Source organism: Arthrobacter caoxuetaonis (assembly GCF_023921125.1).
GTDB classification, from domain to species: domain Bacteria; phylum Actinomycetota; class Actinomycetes; order Actinomycetales; family Micrococcaceae; genus Arthrobacter_B; species Arthrobacter_B caoxuetaonis.
Genome location: NZ_CP099466.1, coordinates 852,991 through 870,618, shown reverse-complemented (window position 1 = coordinate 870,618; position 17,628 = coordinate 852,991). Strand labels below are relative to the sequence as shown.

14 protein-coding genes are annotated in these 17,628 nt (G+C 65.1%); 7 read left to right on the top strand and 7 right to left on the bottom strand.

Going from position 1 to position 17,628, the window contains the following annotated elements:
* Position 1: 1 nt before the first annotated feature.
* The gene (locus tag NF551_RS03960; RefSeq protein WP_227895293.1) at positions 2-853 is read left to right on the top strand and encodes a methylenetetrahydrofolate reductase; all 852 of its coding nucleotides are present in this window, start codon (positions 2-4) and stop codon (positions 851-853) included.
* A gap of 29 nt (positions 854-882) precedes the next feature.
* Here the strand turns inward: NF551_RS03960 and NF551_RS03955 are convergent, their stop codons facing one another.
* Positions 883-1,866, bottom strand: coding sequence for an ABC transporter substrate-binding protein (locus NF551_RS03955; RefSeq protein ID WP_227895294.1), 984 nt, complete (start codon positions 1,864-1,866; stop codon positions 883-885).
* A gap of 181 nt (positions 1,867-2,047) precedes the next feature.
* Here NF551_RS03955 and ligM (NF551_RS03950) point away from each other — a divergent pair, with 181 nt between their 5' ends.
* The gene (gene ligM, locus NF551_RS03950) at positions 2,048-3,457 is read left to right on the top strand and encodes a vanillate/3-O-methylgallate O-demethylase (RefSeq protein ID WP_227895295.1); all 1,410 of its coding nucleotides are present in this window, start codon (positions 2,048-2,050) and stop codon (positions 3,455-3,457) included.
* Between the two features lie 22 nt (positions 3,458-3,479).
* Here the strand turns inward: ligM (NF551_RS03950) and NF551_RS03945 are convergent, their stop codons facing one another.
* Genes NF551_RS03945 through NF551_RS03935 form a run of 3 tightly spaced genes read right to left on the bottom strand, consistent with a single transcriptional unit; the run spans position 3,480 to position 6,423 of the window.
* The gene (locus NF551_RS03945) at positions 3,480-4,118 is read right to left on the bottom strand and encodes a LutC/YkgG family protein (RefSeq protein ID WP_227895296.1); all 639 of its coding nucleotides are present in this window, start codon (positions 4,116-4,118) and stop codon (positions 3,480-3,482) included.
* A complete protein-coding gene (locus NF551_RS03940) occupies positions 4,115-5,626 on the bottom strand; it encodes a LutB/LldF family L-lactate oxidation iron-sulfur protein (protein WP_227895297.1) in 1,512 nt (503 codons plus the stop codon). Before NF551_RS03940 ends, NF551_RS03945 begins: the two co-directional genes overlap by 4 nt.
* Positions 5,623-6,423 carry a (Fe-S)-binding protein gene (locus NF551_RS03935; protein WP_227895298.1) on the bottom strand — a complete coding sequence of 267 codons (801 nt, stop codon included), beginning with the start codon at positions 6,421-6,423 and terminating at the stop codon, positions 5,623-5,625. The genes NF551_RS03940 and NF551_RS03935 overlap by 4 nt, the downstream gene beginning before the upstream one ends.
* 198 nt (positions 6,424-6,621) lie before the next feature.
* On the opposite strand from NF551_RS03935, the gene NF551_RS03930 reads away from it, so the two are divergent.
* The 5 genes from NF551_RS03930 (at position 6,622) to NF551_RS03910 (ending at position 14,295) form a co-directional block, all read left to right on the top strand.
* Positions 6,622-8,340: an L-lactate permease gene (locus NF551_RS03930; RefSeq protein ID WP_227895299.1), complete on the top strand. Its 1,719-nt coding sequence runs from the start codon at positions 6,622-6,624 to the stop codon at positions 8,338-8,340.
* 141 nt (positions 8,341-8,481) lie between these two features.
* Positions 8,482-9,240 (top strand): FadR/GntR family transcriptional regulator, encoded by a 759-nt coding sequence (locus NF551_RS03925; RefSeq protein WP_227895300.1) that lies wholly within the window; start codon positions 8,482-8,484, stop codon positions 9,238-9,240.
* Between the two features lie 95 nt (positions 9,241-9,335).
* On the top strand, positions 9,336-10,676 hold the full coding sequence (locus NF551_RS03920) for a sensor histidine kinase (protein WP_227895301.1): 1,341 nt from the start codon (positions 9,336-9,338) through the stop codon (positions 10,674-10,676).
* A 65-nt stretch (positions 10,677-10,741) separates the two neighbouring features.
* Complete coding sequence (locus NF551_RS03915) at positions 10,742-11,401, top strand: response regulator transcription factor (RefSeq protein ID WP_227895302.1); 660 nt, start codon at positions 10,742-10,744, stop codon at positions 11,399-11,401.
* Positions 11,402-11,484: 83 nt separating this feature from the next.
* The gene (locus tag NF551_RS03910; protein ID WP_227895303.1) at positions 11,485-14,295 is read left to right on the top strand and encodes an FAD-binding and (Fe-S)-binding domain-containing protein; all 2,811 of its coding nucleotides are present in this window, start codon (positions 11,485-11,487) and stop codon (positions 14,293-14,295) included.
* Positions 14,296-14,391: 96 nt separating this feature from the next.
* Here the strand turns inward: NF551_RS03910 and ligM (NF551_RS03905) are convergent, their stop codons facing one another.
* The 3 genes from ligM (NF551_RS03905) to NF551_RS03895 form a co-directional block, all read right to left on the bottom strand.
* Complete coding sequence (gene ligM, locus NF551_RS03905) at positions 14,392-15,801, bottom strand: vanillate/3-O-methylgallate O-demethylase (protein WP_227895304.1); 1,410 nt, start codon at positions 15,799-15,801, stop codon at positions 14,392-14,394.
* Positions 15,802-15,828: 27 nt separating this feature from the next.
* On the bottom strand, positions 15,829-16,662 hold the full coding sequence (gene purU / locus NF551_RS03900) for a formyltetrahydrofolate deformylase (protein ID WP_231704350.1): 834 nt from the start codon (positions 16,660-16,662) through the stop codon (positions 15,829-15,831).
* Between the two features lie 87 nt (positions 16,663-16,749).
* Positions 16,750-17,616 (bottom strand): methylenetetrahydrofolate reductase, encoded by an 867-nt coding sequence (locus NF551_RS03895; protein WP_227895306.1) that lies wholly within the window; start codon positions 17,614-17,616, stop codon positions 16,750-16,752.
* Positions 17,617-17,628 lie beyond the last annotated feature (12 nt).

Sequence of the window (17,628 nt, the reverse complement as noted above, 5' to 3'; positions counted from 1 at the left end):
CATGAGCGCATTGGATCCGGCCCCGAGCCGCCTGCTGTCCGGTTTTTCCGTGGAGATGACCGGCAAGGACATCCCGGCACTGCATGAGGCCCAGGATGTGCTGCCCCCGGGAACCCGGGTCAACGTCACGTTCCTCGGCAACGAGGATCTGCCCATGCGCCTGGCGGCGGCCGCTGCGGTGAAAGCAGCCGGACACGTCCCCGTTCCGCACATCTCCGCCCGCCGGCTCGGCTCCGCAGCCGAGCTGGAGAAGTTCCTGGGCGCCCTGGCTGAGGCGGGGACAGTGGAGAACGTGTTCGTGGTGGCCGGCGATCCTGCCGAGCCCATGGGTCCGTACGAGGATTCCCTGGCCGTCATCGCTTCGGGCCTTCCCGCAGCGTTCGGCGCCCGGCACGTCAGTGTCGCGGGATATCCGGAAGGCCACCCCGACATTGGAACTCCAACCCTGTGGTCCTCGCTCGAAGGCAAGCTCGCGTCGCTGGCTGACCAGGGGCTCGACGCCTCGATCATCACCCAGTTCGGCTTTGACACCGCGCCTGTCCTGGCCTGGCTGGAAGAACTGCGCGGCCGCGGGATCGAGGCCCCTGTCCGGATCGGTGTTCCGGGCCCGGCAGGCATCAAGCGGCTCCTGGGCTATGCCCGGCGGTTTGGTGTCGGCACCTCCGCCGGAATTGCCCAAAAATACGGGTTCTCCCTGGCCAACCTGCTGGGTACAGCCGGGCCGGACCGCTTCATCAATGACCTTGGTGCGGCGTATGATCCGGCACGCCACGGCGTGGTCCAGCTGCACTTCTATACCTTTGGCGGCCTGCGGGCCACCGCGGAATGGGTCCGGGACTTCCAGGGAGCCTAGCCCCGAAAGTCCCGGACACCGCCGGGGAACTAGTTGGCCGGCAGCAGCTCATCCATTGAAGGGATCTCCTCGACCAGTCCGCGGTCCAGGGAAATCTGCGCCACCTCCTCGACGGAAGCGCGGTTCACCTCGGTGCCGTACTTCGGCAGGGTCAGCTGTTCGATGACCTCCGGCTTCAGCGAGGTGTACGTGGGAAGGATCGCACGGATTTTGTCCGGGTTCTGCTCCGCGAACTCCTGCGAGGCCTTGATGGCACGGACGAACTTCTCGACAATCTCCGGGTTTTCCTGGGCGTACTGGTCCGAGGCGAAGTACACCGCCACAGTCAGGTCATCCACCGGTTCGGCGTAGTTGGAAAACACGGGCACGGCACCTTCGGCCTCGGCAATGGTGACGAAGGGCTCGACGGCGGCAATCGCGTCCACGGTTCCGGCCGCGAGCTGGCCGGCGAGCTCCGGGAAGGGAATCTCGACGAACTCGATGCTCTCGTAGTCCCCGCCGGCTTCCTTCACGGCTTCCGAGATGGTCGAATCTGAAATATTGTTCAGCGTGTTCACGCCGATTTTCTTGCCTGCCAGATCCGCTGTGGTCTTGATTCCGCTCTCCGGCATGGTCATGACGGCTGCGAAGTCCTCCTCCGTATTTCCAGTGGAGGACGGCCCCGCCGCGACCATGTGCACAGGCAGTCCCTTCGAGCGCCCGACGATCATGGACGTGATGTTGGAAAAGCCAAAGTCCATCTGTCCGGACGTCACGGCGGGAACAATGGCTGCTCCGCCCTGTGCCAGGGTCAGGGTGACATCCAGGCCCTCGTCTTCGAAGAGCCCTTCCTCCACACCGAGGTAGATCGGTGCCACGTCGACGATGGGGATGACACCCACCTCGATGGCGGTGGTCCCTTCCGCCGCGGCTCCGGAGGCTTCCGTCTCCTCGGAATCTGAGAGCGAACCGGATCCGCACGCCGTCAGGCCGAGCAGCGCCGTCATTGCCGCTGCTGCGAGCAGTTTTTTCATGTGATCTCCTCGATAAGGCGCGGACTTTCGCGCCGCAGGATGTGACACAGCACACATTATCTATCCGGATAGGCATTGACCAGCATGCGGGCAGTGGGGTCTCGACATACCTATACGCATAGATATAGGGTCGGCGCACCGGAGCAGTCCGGATCCCGTCCCACAGAAACAGAGGTTCACCGTGGCACCTAAGAATCTGCAGGAAGTCCTGGATGCGTCCCAGGGAGTCGTCGACCACCTGCGCAACTCGCAGATCGGCGCATATATCTACCCCGTCGTCGCGCCCGAATTCACGAACTGGCGCAGCGAACAGCGCGCCTGGCGCGAGACCGCCGTCCTGTTCGACCAGTCGCACCATATGGACAACGTCTTCCTCAAGGGTCCTGACGCACTCAAGCTGATTTCCGACACGGCCATCAACAGCGTGGCAAACTTTCCGGTCAACAAGGCCAAGCAGTATGTCCCGACGACGCCCTCGGGCCATGTGATCGGCGACGGCATCCTGTTCCACCAGGACGAGGACGAATACGTCTACGTCGGCCGGGCGCCGGCCGCCAACTGGCTGCTCTTCAACGCCGAAACCGGCGGCTATGACCTGGACATCGAGGTGGACCGGCGTTCGCCGTCGCGCCCCATGGGCCGGCCGGTCTCCCGGCGCTACTGGAGGTTCCAGATCCAGGGTCCCAACGCGTGGTCCATCATCGAGAAGGTCAACGGCGGCTCCCTGGAACAGCTGAAGTTCTTCAACATGGACACCATGAACATTGCCGGCGAGCAGGTGCGCACCCTCCGGCACGGCATGGCCGGCGCTCCCGGGCTTGAAATCTGGGGCGACTACGCCTCCTACGACAAGGTCCGGGATGCGCTGATGGAAGCCGGCGCCGAATTCGGCATGGCCGCGGTGGGTGCCCGGGCGTACCCCTCCAACACCCTCGAATCCGGGTGGATCCCCTCTCCCCTGCCTGCCATCTACACCGATGAACGGCTGCGTCCGTACCGCGAATGGCTGGGTGCGGACAGCTACGAGGCGACCAACGCCGTCGCCGGCAGTTTTGTCTCGGAGAACATCGAGGACTACTACCTCACTCCCTGGGAGCTGGGCTACGGATCCTTCGTGAAGTTCGACCACGATTTCATTGGCCGCGAGGCACTTGAAGCCATGGACCCGGCCGCCCAGCGCCGCAAGGTCACGCTGGCTTGGAACGCCGAAGACCTGGGCCGGATCTTCACCTCACAGCTGGACACGGAGCAGACGCCGTACAAGTCCTTCGACCTGCCGCTGGCCAACTATGGTTCCTCGAACTACGACTCGGTGATTGACGCCGACGGCAACGTGGTGGGCGTTTCAATGTTCACCGGTTACTCCGCCAATGAGCGCCGCGGCCTCTCCCTGGCAACGGTGAACCCGGATGTTCCGGAGGGCAGCGAACTGCGCGTGGTCTGGGGCGAGCCCGACGGCGGCACCGCCAAGACCACGGTGGAACCGCACCGGCAGCTGGACGTGCGCGCCGTCGTGTCTCCGATTCCCTACTCGGAGACGGTGCGGAAGGACTACAAGGGCGGCTGGCGGACCGGCTACACCGGTTCCTAACCGTTCGCCCTGTGCCCGGCCGCTATGCGCTGCGGACGATGATGATGTCCAGCGTGCGCGGTCCGTGCACGCCTTCCACGCGTTCGAGTTCAATGTCGCTGGTGGCACTCGGACCGCTGATCCAGGTCAGCGGCCGGGTGCCGTCCAGCCGGCGCAGCGCTTCCGGGAGGATCATCGTGATGTCCGCCGCATTGACCACGCAGACATGGTGGTCGGGGATCAGCGAGATGGCGCGCCTGCCCTGCCCCTCGCTGCCGTCCAGGATGATCGTGCCGGTTTCCGCGACAGCCACGGCGCTTCCGGTAACGACGGCGGCGGTGGCGTCCAGCTCGGAGACGCTCAGCGGTGCCTGCCTGGAATCAGTCCGGCGGCGGCCGGGTGCAGCGCTGTCGGCTGCAGCCAGCCACGCCTCGTTGATGCCGGCCGGCACCACGTAGCTGCCGGCGTCGCTGAGCAGTTCGGCGATGCGGGAAGCCACGCCTGTTTCGGGAAGGACGGTGACCCCTGCCTTGTAGTCTTCGAGGCGGTCCACCAGCAGGGAAATGCGTTCCTCCTCCGGGGCATCCACGGCCGTGCGGTAGTTCCGCGGCACCTCGGGGGCCGAGGGTCCGTCACTGAGGGCACTGCGCAGCCGTTCCAGGATCTCTTCGCGTGCGCTCATGCCTGCTTCTCCCCCTGTGCTGCGTCCGCTGACGGAGCTTCGTGTTCTTTCGCCCACCAGTCACGGAAGGACTGCGACGGCGGTGCAGGGATGTCCCTGCTTTGGGTCCAGCCGGCGGCGATGCCGGGCAGTTTGGTGATTTTGTGCTTCCTGCCGGCGGCCAGTTTGCCCAGCGGCAGGCCCTTTTCCAGCAGGCCCAGGTTCCGCCCGCGGGAAAACGCCCAGGAGGCGCCCTTCATGAGCAGGTCCATCTGGGTGGGGAGCTTTGTGGTTCCCCGCTTGCTCTCCACATCCACTGAGCGCAGGTGAACCAGGATCTCCGGAATGTTGATCTTCACCGGGCAGGCGTCGTAACAGGCGCCGCACAGCGACGAAGCATAAGGCAGCGAGTTGTTTTCCTCGGACTTAATGCCGGTCATCAGCGGCGAGAGGATGGCACCGATCGGACCCGGGTAGGTGGAACCGTACGCGTGGCCGCCGGTGCGCTCATATACCGGGCAGACGTTCATGCAGGCACTGCAGCGGATGCAGTGCAGTGCCGAGCGTCCCATCTCATCCGCCAGCGCAGCACTGCGCCCGTTGTCCACCAGGACCAGGTGCACGTTCTGCGGTCCGTCGCCCTCGGTGACGCCGGTCCAGAGTGAGGTATAGGGATTCATCCGCTCGCCGGTGGAGGACCGCGGCAGCAGCTGCATAAAGACTTCCAGGTCCTGCCACGTCGGAAGCAGCTTCTCCACGCCCATTACGGTGATCAGCGTTTCCGGCAGCGTCAGGCACATGCGCCCGTTGCCTTCGGATTCGACGACGGCGAGCGTCCCGGCGTCGGCAATGGCGAAGTTGGCGCCGGAAACTGCCACCTTGGCGGAGAGGAACTTCCGGCGCAGGTGGGACCGCGCCGCCTCAGCCAGCTTGGCCGGCTCGTTGGTGAGCTCCGGGTCGACTCCGGGCATTTCGCGCAGGAAGATGTCCCGCACCTGGGTGCGGTTCTTGTGGATGGCCGGGACCAGGATGTGGCTGGGCTTGTCATGGTCGAGCTGGACAATTAGTTCCGCGAGGTCGGTCTCGTACGCGGCGATGCCCTGCTCTTCGAGGTATTCGTTCAGGCCGATTTCCTGCGTGGCCATGGACTTGACCTTCACGACCTCGTCCACGCCCTCGGCACGGATCAGGTCGCGGACAATCCGGTTGGCTTCGGCGGCGTCGCGTGCCCAGTGGATCACGCCGCCGCGTGCCGTGAAGTTGGCTTCGAACTGCTCCAGCAGTTCGGGCAGCCGGGCCATCACCGTCTCCTTGACGGCGCTGCCGGCGCTGCGCAGTTCCTCCCAGTCCGGCAGTTCCCCCACAACCCGCAGCCGCTTGTCCCGGATGGTGTGGGTGGCGTGGCCCAGATTGGCGCGGAGCTGTTCGTTGGCCAGTTCCCTCCGGGCCGCCGAGGGGAAGGATTCGACGGCGTTCAGGTTCCCCCGGCCGTAGGCGGGAAGCGTGGGCATGCCCAGGTAGGTGCTCATCGTGCAGCCTTTCCGCTGACCAGGACGTCGCCGGTGACGGATATCGGATTCTCCCGGGTACTGGCCAGGATTTCGGCGAAGTGCAGCGTGGTCACATCGCTGCCTTCGCGGGAAAGCCCGCCGCCGATGTGCAGCAGGCAGGACGCGTCGCCGCCGGAACAGAGCGAGGCGCCGGTGGCCTTGATGTTGGCGGCCTTGTCCGCGAGCATCGCCGAGGAGACATCGGCATTCTTCAGCGAGAACGTTCCGCCGAAACCGCAGCACTGGTCAGCCTGGGGAAGCTCCGCCACCTCGATTCCGCCGACGCTGGAGAGCAGGTTCAGCTGGCGGTCGCCCAGGCGCAGCAGTCGCATGCCGTGGCAGCTGGGGTGGTAGGTGACGGTGTGCGGGAACCAGGAGCCTAGCTGCTCGGCCGCGTTGGTGACGCCCAGGACGTCGGTCAGCAGCTCGGAGAGTTCGTAGGTCTTGGCTCCAACGGCCTCGGCCCGGGCCTCAAGTTCCTTGTCCCCGGCCGAACGGGCGACCATCGGATGCTGGTGCTTCACGGATCCGACGCAGGAGCCTGAAGGCGCGACGGCGACGTCGTAGTTCGCGGGGTCGAAGGCCGCCACATGGTTGCGGACCACGGGCACGGCCTCGGGCAGGTAGCCGGAGTTGACGTGCATCTGGCCGCAGCAGGCCTGACCCGCAGGGAACACGACCTCGTGGCCCAACCGCTCAAGGATGGCGACGGTGGCCCGTGCTGTCCGCGGATACATGGCATCGACGATGCAGGTGGCGAATAGTGCGATTCTCATGGCTGCCTCTCGACGGGAAAACCCCGGGGTCATGTGGTCTGACCATAGTAGATCACGTTGTCCCCGACACATCCAGAGACCCTACCCCCAACCGGTGACTGCGATCACAGGTAGGCCGGCAAAATGGGGTAAGCTTCCTTGGTCTGACCATAGTGGTCTGACCACCCCGTCCCCATTCGTCCAGCCCGGAGGTCCCCCGTGGATCACTTCACCGCCACCACCGATCCGGTATTCGGCAGCGTTGCCGTTTCCGCCATCGTGGCGCTCATCCCCCTGCTCACCTTCTTCGTCCTTCTGGCGTTTCTGAAAGTCAAGGCGCACTTTGCCGGCGGCATCTCGCTGCTCGTGGCCATCGCCGTCGCGATTTGGGCGTTCAAGATGCCTGCCGGACTGGCGCTGCTCTCCGCGACGCAGGGCGCCGTCTTCGGCGCGTTCCCGGTGGTCTGGATCGTCATCATGGCCATCTGGCTGTACCAGATCACTGTGGTCAGCGGACGGTTTGAGGACCTGCGCAGGGTTTTTGACGCGATCGGCGGCGGCGACGTCCGTATCCAGGCGATCCTGGTGGCGTTCTGCTTCGGTGGACTCCTTGAGGCCCTGGCCGGCTTCGGCGCCCCGGTGGCCATCACCGCAACCATGCTCGTGGCGCTCGGCCTGAAGCCGATGAAGGCAGCGGCAGCTGTCCTGGTGGCCAACACCGCTCCGGTTGCCTTCGGCGCCATGGCCATCCCGATCACCACGGCAGCCAACCTCACCGGACTCGATGCGGACCACCTGGGCGCCGTCGTCGGCCGCCAGGCTCCGCTGCTGGCTGTCATTGTCCCGCTGATCCTCATCTTCATCCTGGACGGCTTCCGCGGCATCAAGGAAACCTGGCCGGCTGCCCTCGTCACCGGCGTCGCCTTCGCCGGCGCGCAGGTGCTGTGCTCCACGTTCTTCTCCTACGAACTCACCGACATCGTGGCCGCGCTTGCCGGCCTGGGTGCCGCCGTCGTCTTCCTGCGTTTCTGGCAGCCGCGCGGCATCGAAGGTGCGCGTGTTCGCATGGGTCTTTCGGAAATGGCCGTCGCCGGCAACCGGAAGCCCGGCTCGGCCGGCGGTTCCGTCGCCGTCCGCGACGAAAACTCGCTGACCGCATCCCGCACCTGGCTGGCACTGTTCCCGTACTTCCTGGTGATCATCATCTTCGGCATCGCCAAGCTGTGGAAGATCGGTGTGGACATCCCCGCCTTCCTTGCCTCCACGGACATCAAGGTCCCGTGGCCGATCCTGCACGAACGGCTGGTAGATGCAGCCGGTGAACCCGTGTCCTCGACCATCTACACGTTCAACTGGCTGTCCACCCCGGGCACACTGCTGCTCATCACGGGCCTGATCGTCTCCTTCGTCTACTCCAAGTACGACGACGGCGGCCGCTACCGGATGACCGTAGGCAACGGCATAGCGGAAATCGGCCGGACCGTCTGGAACATGCGCTGGGCCGGACTGACCATCCTTTCGGTCCTGTCCCTGGCCTACGTCATGAACTTCTCCGGGCAGACCGTCTCAATCGGCACCTGGCTGGCCGGCACCGGCGCATTCTTCGCTTTCCTCTCCCCCGTGCTGGGCTGGGTGGGCACCGCCGTAACGGGTTCGGACACCTCCGCCAACGCACTCTTCGCCCGGCTGCAGCAGACCGCCGGCCTCGAAGCCGGCATCGATCCGAACCTCCTGGTGGCTGCCAACACCACCGGCGGCGTCGTCGGCAAGCTGATCAGCCCGCAGAACCTGGCGATCGCCGTGACCGCCGTGAAGCTGGACGGCCAGGAATCGGTGCTCCTGCGCAAGGTGGTCGGCTGGAGCGTTGCACTGCTGCTGGTGCTGTGCACCGTGGTCTTCCTGCAGTCCACGCCGGTGCTCGGCTGGATGCTGCCGTAGGAACCGGTCCTGCTTAAATGCGCTGGGAGGCGTGCCGTTGCAGGCACGCCTCCCAGCGCGTTAAAGGGGGCCAAAAACCGCCCGCCGCGCCCTTCGCGCAGGCACCCTTGTCCGGGCCCATGGGCATGCAAGGATATTGACGTGACTGTTACGGATTCCAGCCCCCTGCCGCCCCGCCGCAGCTACGACCTGCTGCTGGAGAACATCGAAGCGGATCTGCGCTCGGGTGCCATCAAGCTCGGCGACCAGCTTCCCGGGGAACGCACCCTCGCAGAGACCTACGGCATTTCCCGGGCCTCCGTTCGGGAAGGCATCCGGATCCTGGACGCCATGGGCGTGCTGCGCAGCTCCTCCGGGTCCGGCCCGAAGTCAGGCGCCATCATCGTTTCCGAGCCCTCCGCCGGGCTTTCCTCCGCACTGCGCCTGCACATGGCCAGCAGCCGGCTTTCGGTCGCGGACATTGTGGAGACCCGGGTGCTGCTGGAGACCTGGGCCGCCCAGGCCGCCGCCACTTCCCCGGATACTCCGGAAAAACAGGAAGCACTGGAACGGGCCGGGTCCCTGCTGGAGGCCATGGACCGCCCGGACCTGGACCGGGACACCTTCCACACCCTGGACGCCCGGTTCCATGTTGAGCTCAGCTCGCTGGCCGGCAACTCAGTCATCGAGACCATGATGGACTCGCTGAGCGGCGCCATCCGCGGCTATGTCAAAGAAGCGATGGACAACTTCGACGACTGGCCGCGCATCCTCACAGCCCTGCGGCAACAGCACCACGGTATATTCGACGCCGTCGCCGGCCGGAACGGTGCGCTGGCCGCTGACAGGCTGCGTGAGCACATCACGTGGTTCTACGCCCAAATCCCGGCGGCGGAGGGCCAGGCCCGGAACCCCGGGTAACCTGGAGACGGCCTTCGCGGTCCTAGGGGGACCCTCCCCGAAAACCGGGGGAAAACCCCATGGCTACGCACGTTTCGACGTAGCAAGCTGGAGCCATGACCAACACCTATCTCCCAGAACCCGGCGCCGCAGCTCAGCCGCTGGCAACTGCTGCGGACCCGGCGTCTATCCGCCGCCCGGCGTTTTTCCGCAGCACCACCTGGCGCGCGTTTGGCTATCACGCCATTACCCTCCTGCTGGCTCCCCTGGCGCTGGCCTACGCGGTGAGCACCGTGGTGCTGGGGTCCACCCTGCTTGTCACGGTCGTAGGGCTGATCGTCACTGCGGCGATGGTCGTCGCAGCGCGGTACTGGGGAACGGTCAACCGGTCCCTCACCTCAGCCCTGCTGCACCGGAACATCGAAGCCCCGCCGCCGTTCACTCCCCGTCCGGGGTTCTTCGGCTATCTGCGGTCGGGCCTTGCTGACACCGCCGGATGGAGGGCGGTGGCGCACATGGCCGTCAGCTTCGTGACCGCCACCACCGCAGCAATACTCAGCATCACCTTCCTCGTCACAGGGCTGGGCTGCATGACCCACTGGTACTGGTCGCAGTGGCTTCCACCCATGCAGGCCTCGGACGGTACCTGGCACCGCGGCACCATGATCGCCCCCGACGTGTTCCTGGATGGATTCTGGTGGCAGGCTGCCTACGCAGCGGTCGGCGTCCTCATGACCTTCGTCCTCTGGCCCGCTGTCAACAACGGTTCCGCCCGGCTGCAGGCAGCCCTCTCAGCTGCCCTGCTTGGCCCCACGGCAGCCCAGCGCCGGGTGCAGGACCTGGAGGCCAGCCGAAGCAGCTCAGTCAACACCGCCGATGCGCGGCTGGCCCAGATTGAGCGCGACCTCCATGACGGTACCCAGGCGCAGCTGGTGGCGATCGCCATGAAACTCGGAGATGCCAAGGAACGCCTCGCCTCCGCTGAAGCCGCCGCCGACCTGCAGCATCTGCTGGACAGCGCCCACGGTACGGCCAAGGACGCCCTCGCGGACCTGCGCGGAATCGCCCGCGGCATCCGGCCGGCGGTCCTGAGCGACGGACTCGATGCAGCACTGGAATCCCTGGCTGCCACAGCACCCGTCCCCGTGGAACTGACCTACCGGCTGACGGTCCGTCCGTCCCCGGCAGTTGAAGCGATCGCCTACTACTGTGCCGCGGAACTGGTGACCAACGCCGTGAAGCATTCGCGCGGGACACAGCTGCGCATCTGCGTGGCCGGCGAGGATAGCCACCTCCTCCTTGAGGTCGTGGATGACGGAGTGGGCGGCGCCAACCCCGAAGCAGGCACCGGACTGGCCGGGCTCGCAGAACGGGTACGGACCGTCGACGGCGCCCTGGCCGTCTCTTCGCCGCTGGGCGGGCCCACCACCGTCACGGTCCGGCTTCCACTCTCGTGACGGCTCCCCCGGCAACGTCCCCCGGGACGGTTCCCGAGCACGGAACCATGGTGCAAGCTTCAGGAATGAAGATTGCGATAGCCGAGGATTCGGCGCTGCTGCGCGAAGGCCTGGTGGAACTGCTCAGCGGGCGGGGTCATCAGGTTCTCGCCGCTGCCGGCAACGCGGAGGATTTGTTCGCTGCACTGGAAACCGTGGAGCCCGACGTCGTGATCCTGGACAACCGCATGCCGCCCACCCACACCAGCGAAGGGATCCGCGCTGCGCTGCTGCTCCGCCAAACCCGCCCGGAAATCGGCGTCCTGCTGCTTTCCCAGTACGTGGAGACGCGCTATGCCACGCAGCTTTTCGCCGGCCAGCCCAGCGGCACCGGTTACCTGCTGAAGGACCGGGTGGCCGACGTCGGCGCTTTCCTCCAGGCCCTGGAACGCATCCGTGCCGGCGAAACCGTGCTGGATCCCGAGGTGGTCCGGGCGCTGATGGGGGCCGGGAAACCCGCCGGACTCGCTTCGCTGACGCCCCGGGAACAGGAAGTGCTGGAGCTGATGGCCCAGGGACGGACAAATGCCGGCATCTGTGCTGAACTGTTCCTCTCCGCCGGAGCGGTGGAGAAGCACATCACTTCGATTTTCGGCAAGCTGGACCTGCTTCCCGCAGCTGCGGACCACCGGCGGGTCCTGGCCGTGCTGCACTATCTCGAGGCCGCACCGCCCGGTGTGGCCTGACCATTTCGCCGAAGGCGTCCCGCGGGCCTAGATTTGATCCGGGAACACCTTCGTATCCCGCCGATGTCATGGATCAGGATCGTATGTCAGCCACAGCAGAGTCAGCCGCCACCGCAATCAGTGCCCTTGGTACCGCCGGTATCAGCACACGGGAAATCGACCGCCGGAAAATGGCGCACGATGCCTCGCACTACCTGCTCATTCCGCAGGCCGTTGCCACGCCGTCGACCACCGCCGAAGTGGCCCAGTTGATGCGCCGCAGCCGCGAACTGGGCATCCCGGCGACCTTCCGGTCCGGCGGCACCTCGCTCTCCGGCCAGGGGGTCAGCGACAGCCTCCTGATTGACACGCGGCACCATTTCCGGGACATCGAAGTGCTCGACGGCGGTGCACGCGTCCGCGTGGCACCCGGTGCTACGGTGCGGGCCGTCAACTCCCGCCTGGCTGCACACGGCCGCAAGCTGGGACCGGACCCCGCCAGCGAGATCGCCTGCACCATCGGCGGCGTGGTGGCCAACAACTCTTCCGGCATGGCCTGCGGCACCGAGTTCAACACCTACCGGACCCTGGAATCGATGGTCCTGGTCCTGGCCAGCGGCACCGTGCTGGACACCGGGGCTCCGGACGCTGAAGAGAAGCTCCGCACCCTGGAACCGGAACTTTTCGAGGGCCTGCTGCGGCTGCGCGGACGCATCGTGGCGAACCCGGATTCCGTCGCGACCATCACCCGGCTGTTCTCGATGAAGAACACCATGGGCTACGGCCTGAACTCCTTCCTGGACTATGAGAACCCCGCGGACATCCTCGCGCACCTCATGATCGGCAGCGAAGGCACCCTGGGCTTCGTCGCCCAGGCGACGTTCCGGACCATTCCGGCGCTGCCGAAGGTCGCCACGGGCCTGATGTTCTTCGAATCGCTCGACGCCGCTGCCACCGCCCTGCCCGAACTCACCGCCACCGGGCTGGCCACGGTGGAACTGATGGACGCCACGTCCCTTCGTGTCGCCCAGCTCGCGGCCGACGCGCCGGCCGAGCTGCGGGGCCTGGCTGTCCAGGACCATGCCGCGCTGCTGGTGGAGCATCAGGCCGCCAGTGTCGAAGAGCTCGAAGCCAAGCGTGAGGCATCGCGTCCGCTCTTCGAGTCGCTGCGCCTGGCCGCACCGTTCGCCATGACCACCAACGCCCGTGACCGGGCGGGGATGTGGCACCTGCGCAAGGGCCTTTACACGACTGTTGCCGGGGCCCGGCCGTCCGGAACCAACGCCCTGCTGGAAGACATCGTTGTTCCCGTGCCGTCGCTGGCGCGGACGTGCGCCGAGCTGCACGTCCTCTTCTCGGACCACCATTACAAGGATTCGGTCATCTTTGGGCACGCCAAGGACGGCAACATCCACTTCATGCTGAACGAGAACTTCAGCGACCCGGCGGAGCTGGCCCGTTACGAGGCGTTCACCGAGGAAATGGTGGACCTGGTGCTGGGCGAAGGCGGCTCGCTGAAAGCCGAACACGGTACCGGCCGGATCATGGCACCCTACGTCCGCCGGCAGTACGGCGACGAACTTTACGAGATCATGTGCGAGGTTAAACGGCTTATCGACCCGCCCAACCTGCTCAACCCCGGAGTCCTGATCAACGAGGATCCGCGCTCCTATGTGGAGAACCTGAAGATCGCCCCCACGGTTGAGCCCGAAGTGGACCGCTGCGTCGAGTGCGGGTACTGCGAGCCGGTGTGCCCCAGTAAGGACCTGACCACCACGCCACGCCAGCGGATCGTGCTGCGCCGCGAGATCGCCGACGCCGAGGCCCGCGGAGACTCCGTCCTGGCGGCGACCCTGCGTGCGGACTACGACTACGACGCCGTGCAGACCTGCGCGGTGGACGGCATGTGCGGCACGGCCTGCCCGGTGCTTATCAATACCGGTGACCTGGTCCGCCGGCTGCGCGCGGAAAACACCAACCCCGTGGCCGACGCCGGCTGGAAGGCTGCCGCCGGGCGCTGGGGCGCCATGACGTCAGTGGGCGGAAAGGCCCTGACGTTCGCCAAGGCCGTCCCCTCGCCGCTGCCCAAGCTGGCCACCGCCGTCGGCCGTGCGCTCCTCGGAGCGGACAACATCCAGTCCTACGAAACAGTCCTGCCCGCCGGCGGAACCCGCCGCACCCCGCGTGAAGACCCGGATGCAGTAGCCGTCTTCTTCCCAGCCTGCATCGGTACGATGTTCGGCCCGGCTTCCGGCGGGGAAGGCTCTGCCCCGGCGTTCCTGGAACTGTGTGACCGTGCCGGCGTCGGGGTCCGCATTCCCAAGGGCATCGAGAACCTCTGCTGCGGAACGCCCTGGAAGTCCAAGGGCTTCACATCCGGCTATGAGGTGATGACGGAAAAGGTCCTTGCGAACCTGTGGGTTGCCACCGGCGGCGGAGAACTGCCGGTGGTGTGCGACGCCGCCTCCTGCACGGAGGGCCTGGACACCATGAAGCGGCTCGCCGGTGAAAGCCCCGTCTACCCCGGCCTGCGGTTTGTGGATTCCGTGGACTTTGTCCGGGACACCGTCCTGCCGCGGCTGGAAGTGACCCGGAAACTCGGCTCACTGGCGCTGCACCCCACCTGCTCCTCCACCCAGCTCGGTGCCAATGACGCACTGACGCAGATTGCCGGGGCCATCAGTTCCGAGGTGTTCGTTCCGCCGAGCTGGGGCTGCTGCGCCTTTGCCGGTGACCGCGGCCTGCTGCACCCCGAGCTGACCGCCTCCGCCACACAAAAGCAGGCTGCGGAAATCAACTCGCGGACCTTCGACGGCTATGCCTCGGTGAACCGCACGTGCGAGATCGGCATGAGCAAGGCGACGGGCCAGACATACCGCCACATCCTGGAGTACCTGGCGGAAGCGACGCGCTGACCGGCAGCCTGCCGAACCGGCCCTCAATCAACCCAAAGGGGCAGCACGGGCTGGGGCCAGCCCGTGCTGCCCGAGTCTTGAGCCGGTATCTGGAGCCTAGACCGACGCTGCCTTCCGCCATCCGCCGTCCTTGTATTCCTTACGAACCACTTCGGAGTAGGGCACCGGGCTGACGTCCACTCCCACCTGGTACTGGCGGTGAGGCTCGACGGAGGATTTTCCGGTGCCACCATCGGGTTCGCCCCAAACCACTTTCAGCCGGGATCCGATCTCCACATCAGGATTGATGATCGCCAGCGAAAGGGGCCGTTTTTCGTTCCAGCTGTAGCCGGTAAACATCGAGACACCCACTATTTCGCCCGATTCATCCATCACGGAGTCGAAGTTCGAGGCCCCGTAGTTCGCATTGGGCAGGTCGAAGAACTTGTAGGGCAGCTCATCCTTTTGATACATGGATGCATGGATCGTCGCCACGTCATCGCCGTCCCAGGCCAGGGTGACCTTCTTCCGCTGCGCCTGTGGGTCCATTGACTCCAGGGCTTCCCGTCCGATGAAGTCATGGTCGTATTTTATGAATGACCCGTACCCCAGTTCCCAGGGAGTGGTGTAATAACCCTCAATGGAATCCGGCACATAGGAGCCGGCGATCGCGGAATTCGCCTCATAGCTGCCGGCGCCGAGCCACTGACGGTAGTCAGCCAGTTTTTCGCCGCTGTAGATGCCGGGCAAAGGGGAAGGGATCCACCCCGATTCCAGGGTGTTGCACGAGTATGCCCGGGACCCGGCCGCTTCCAGCCCGAACTCTGCGCCTGCCTCCAGGATGGCTTCCCGGATCCGGTCGTAGTCCCCATACGGTCCCCAAAGCTCCAGGCCGGGCGCCCCGGCCATTCCGTGGCGCAGAGTCCGCACCCGGGTTCCGCCCACGAACATGTAGGACATGTTGAAGAATTTGAGCTGCTCCAGCGGGCCACCGTTGACCTTCTCGATGACGTCCCATGCACGCGGTCCCTGAATCTGCAGACGCCAGTATTCGCGGGTCACCGCCTTGCCCATGGGCCGTGACGGTGAGCGTCGGTCAGTTTTCAGTTCGACGTCGTAACCACCCTTTTCAGCGTTGTACAGCAGCCAGTTTGCTGCCGGAGAACGGCCGACATACACGAATTCCTGCTCGGCTTCCCTGAAGAGAATTCCATCGCCGATAACGTGCCCGTACGGTGTGACCGGAACGTATTGCTTTGCCTTGTTCACCGGGAAGTTGGCTGTCGAGTTGATCGCTGTGTCAGATATCAGCTGATGTGCGCCCGGGCCGGAGATGAACAGGTTATCCATGTGATGGGACTGGTCGAACAGAACTGCCGATTCGCGCCAGGCCCTGACCTCATTGCGCCAGTTGGTGAATTCGGCTGCCACAACCGGATAGACGTAGGCCCCGACCTGCACGTTTCGCAGGTGGTCCACTACATTTCCGGACGCGTCCAGTACCTCCTGCAGGGAAGTGTGGGTCATCTTGGGTGTCCTTTCGTTGTAAGTGTTTTAGAAGACGATCGTCACGTTGCCGTCGCGTATGACCCGGTCTTCACAATGTGCTTCCACCGCAGTTGAGAGCACCCGGCGCTCGACGTCGGCTCCGCGGCGCTGCAGGTCAGTGACGGACTCGCGGTGGCTGACGTTGATGACGTCCTGGGTGATGATCGGCCCTTCATCCAAGTCCTTCGTCACGTAGTGGGCAGTTGCGCCGATGAGTTTCACTCCCCGCTCCTTGGCTTTGCGGTAGGGACCTGCACCGATGAAGGCCGGAAGGAAGGAATGGTGGATGTTAATGATGGGAACACCGGCCTGCTCAATAAAATCCTCGGTAATGATCTGCATGTAGCGCGCCAGGACAATCAGGTCCACGTTTCCCTGCACGAGTTCCAGCTCCCGTGCTTCTGCTTCCGTCCGCCTGGATCTGTCAGCCGGAATGTAGAAGTAGGGAATGCCAAACGCCCGCACGTCTTCGCTTAGGTCAGGGTGGTTTGAGACCACCATTGTGATGTTGACCGGAAGCTCGCCGCGGCGCTGGCGCCACAGCAGATCCAACAGGCAGTGGTCCGACTTGGAAACGAACACTGCCACCCGTTTCTGCTTCCTGGCCTCGATTAGCTCCCATTCCAGGCCGAAGTTGGCAAGACGCGTACCGAGCGCTCCGCGAAGGTCCTCGATGACCGCGGAGAGGTTCGGCAGTGTGAAGACCGTTCGCTGAAAGAAGCGGCCCCCCGCCGGATCCGATGTGTGCTGGTCCAGGGAGACGATGTTGGCGCCGAAGCGTGCGAGTTCATCGGTGGTGGCGGCCACGATGCCTGATTGATCTGTCCCCTTGAGCACCAGCCGGGCAACGTTGTCCTGGCCCGGGTCCGCTGCCGGTGGCCTCTGCGGGAGGTTTGCGGTGGATGTTTCCACTGATACTCCTATCGATTAGCCGTGAGCCTGTTTGAGCATGCCCTGCCGCCAGGCTTCGGTCTGAGCCAGGTCGTTGAACGTGAAAATGTGGAAGCCCTTGATCGCAGCATCGCTGGCCGGCAGGGCCTGGACCAGTCCCCGGATCAGCTGGGTCGGTTCGTAGCCCGACGGGCTGAAAAAGCGCCAGAACATGTTCTGCTGCTTCTTGAGGAAGTTGGCTGACTGCCCCAGCCCGAGCCCGGCAGAGACCCTGAGGAGTTTCTGCCGGCTGACAGGGCCTGGCATTCCGGCGTAAACCGGCAGCGACACCCCTTCCCGGCCAATTTTTTCCCCCCATTCCAGGAAGGTCTTCGGGTCAAAACAGATTTGCGTCAGCACGCGGGTCGCCAAGGGTGCCTTCTCCCGGAGGGCGCTGTTCATGACGTCGCGGCTGAAGGAGGAGTGCCCCTCGGGGTATCCTCCGATGCCTACGTCCGTGAAGTGGTGCCCGCGCCGGGTCAGGGCTGTTAGCAGGCTGTAAGCGTCCGGGAAATCACCTGCTGCTTCTTCCGCGTCGCCGCCGATCACGAACACCCGATCAATCTCGGCTGCTTCGAGCCGGCGGACCACTGCGTCCAGTTCATCAGCATCCCGCACCAGCCGGGCTGGAAGGTGGGGTGCAACGGAATAGCCCCGTCCGCGGAGGTACACCGCGGTTTCCAGAGTGGGTTCGAGTCCCTTACCGCCGGTTGCCGTTATGGTCAGCGGGATGCTCACAGGCACCTCGGCCAGGACCTTCTCCTTCGCTGTTTTGAAGGGCATGATCTCGTAACCGATATTGTCCAGCAGCGACGCAAGTGTGTTCCGCTGATCGTCCGTTGCTGCCAACAGCCGCGGTGCCATGTGTCCTCCTAG

Coding starts and splice junctions, on each gene's coding strand:
- NF551_RS03940 (WP_227895297.1), bottom strand. CDS start 5,626: ATGAGCACCTACCTGGGCATGCCCACGCTTCCCGCCTACGGCCGGGGG.
- NF551_RS03920 (WP_227895301.1), top strand. CDS start 9,336: ATGACCAACACCTATCTCCCAGAACCCGGCGCCGCAGCTCAGCCGCTG.
- NF551_RS03915 (WP_227895302.1), top strand. CDS start 10,742: ATGAAGATTGCGATAGCCGAGGATTCGGCGCTGCTGCGCGAAGGCCTG.
- ligM (WP_227895304.1), bottom strand. CDS start 15,801: ATGACCCACACTTCCCTGCAGGAGGTACTGGACGCGTCCGGAAATGTA.
- NF551_RS03895 (WP_227895306.1), bottom strand. CDS start 17,616: ATGGCACCGCGGCTGTTGGCAGCAACGGACGATCAGCGGAACACACTT.
- NF551_RS03955 (WP_227895294.1), bottom strand. CDS start 1,866: ATGAAAAAACTGCTCGCAGCAGCGGCAATGACGGCGCTGCTCGGCCTG.
- NF551_RS03935 (WP_227895298.1), bottom strand. CDS start 6,423: ATGAGAATCGCACTATTCGCCACCTGCATCGTCGATGCCATGTATCCG.
- NF551_RS03945 (WP_227895296.1), bottom strand. CDS start 4,118: ATGAGCGCACGCGAAGAGATCCTGGAACGGCTGCGCAGTGCCCTCAGT.
- NF551_RS03960 (WP_227895293.1), top strand. CDS start 2: ATGAGCGCATTGGATCCGGCCCCGAGCCGCCTGCTGTCCGGTTTTTCC.
- NF551_RS03910 (WP_227895303.1), top strand. CDS start 11,485: ATGTCAGCCACAGCAGAGTCAGCCGCCACCGCAATCAGTGCCCTTGGT.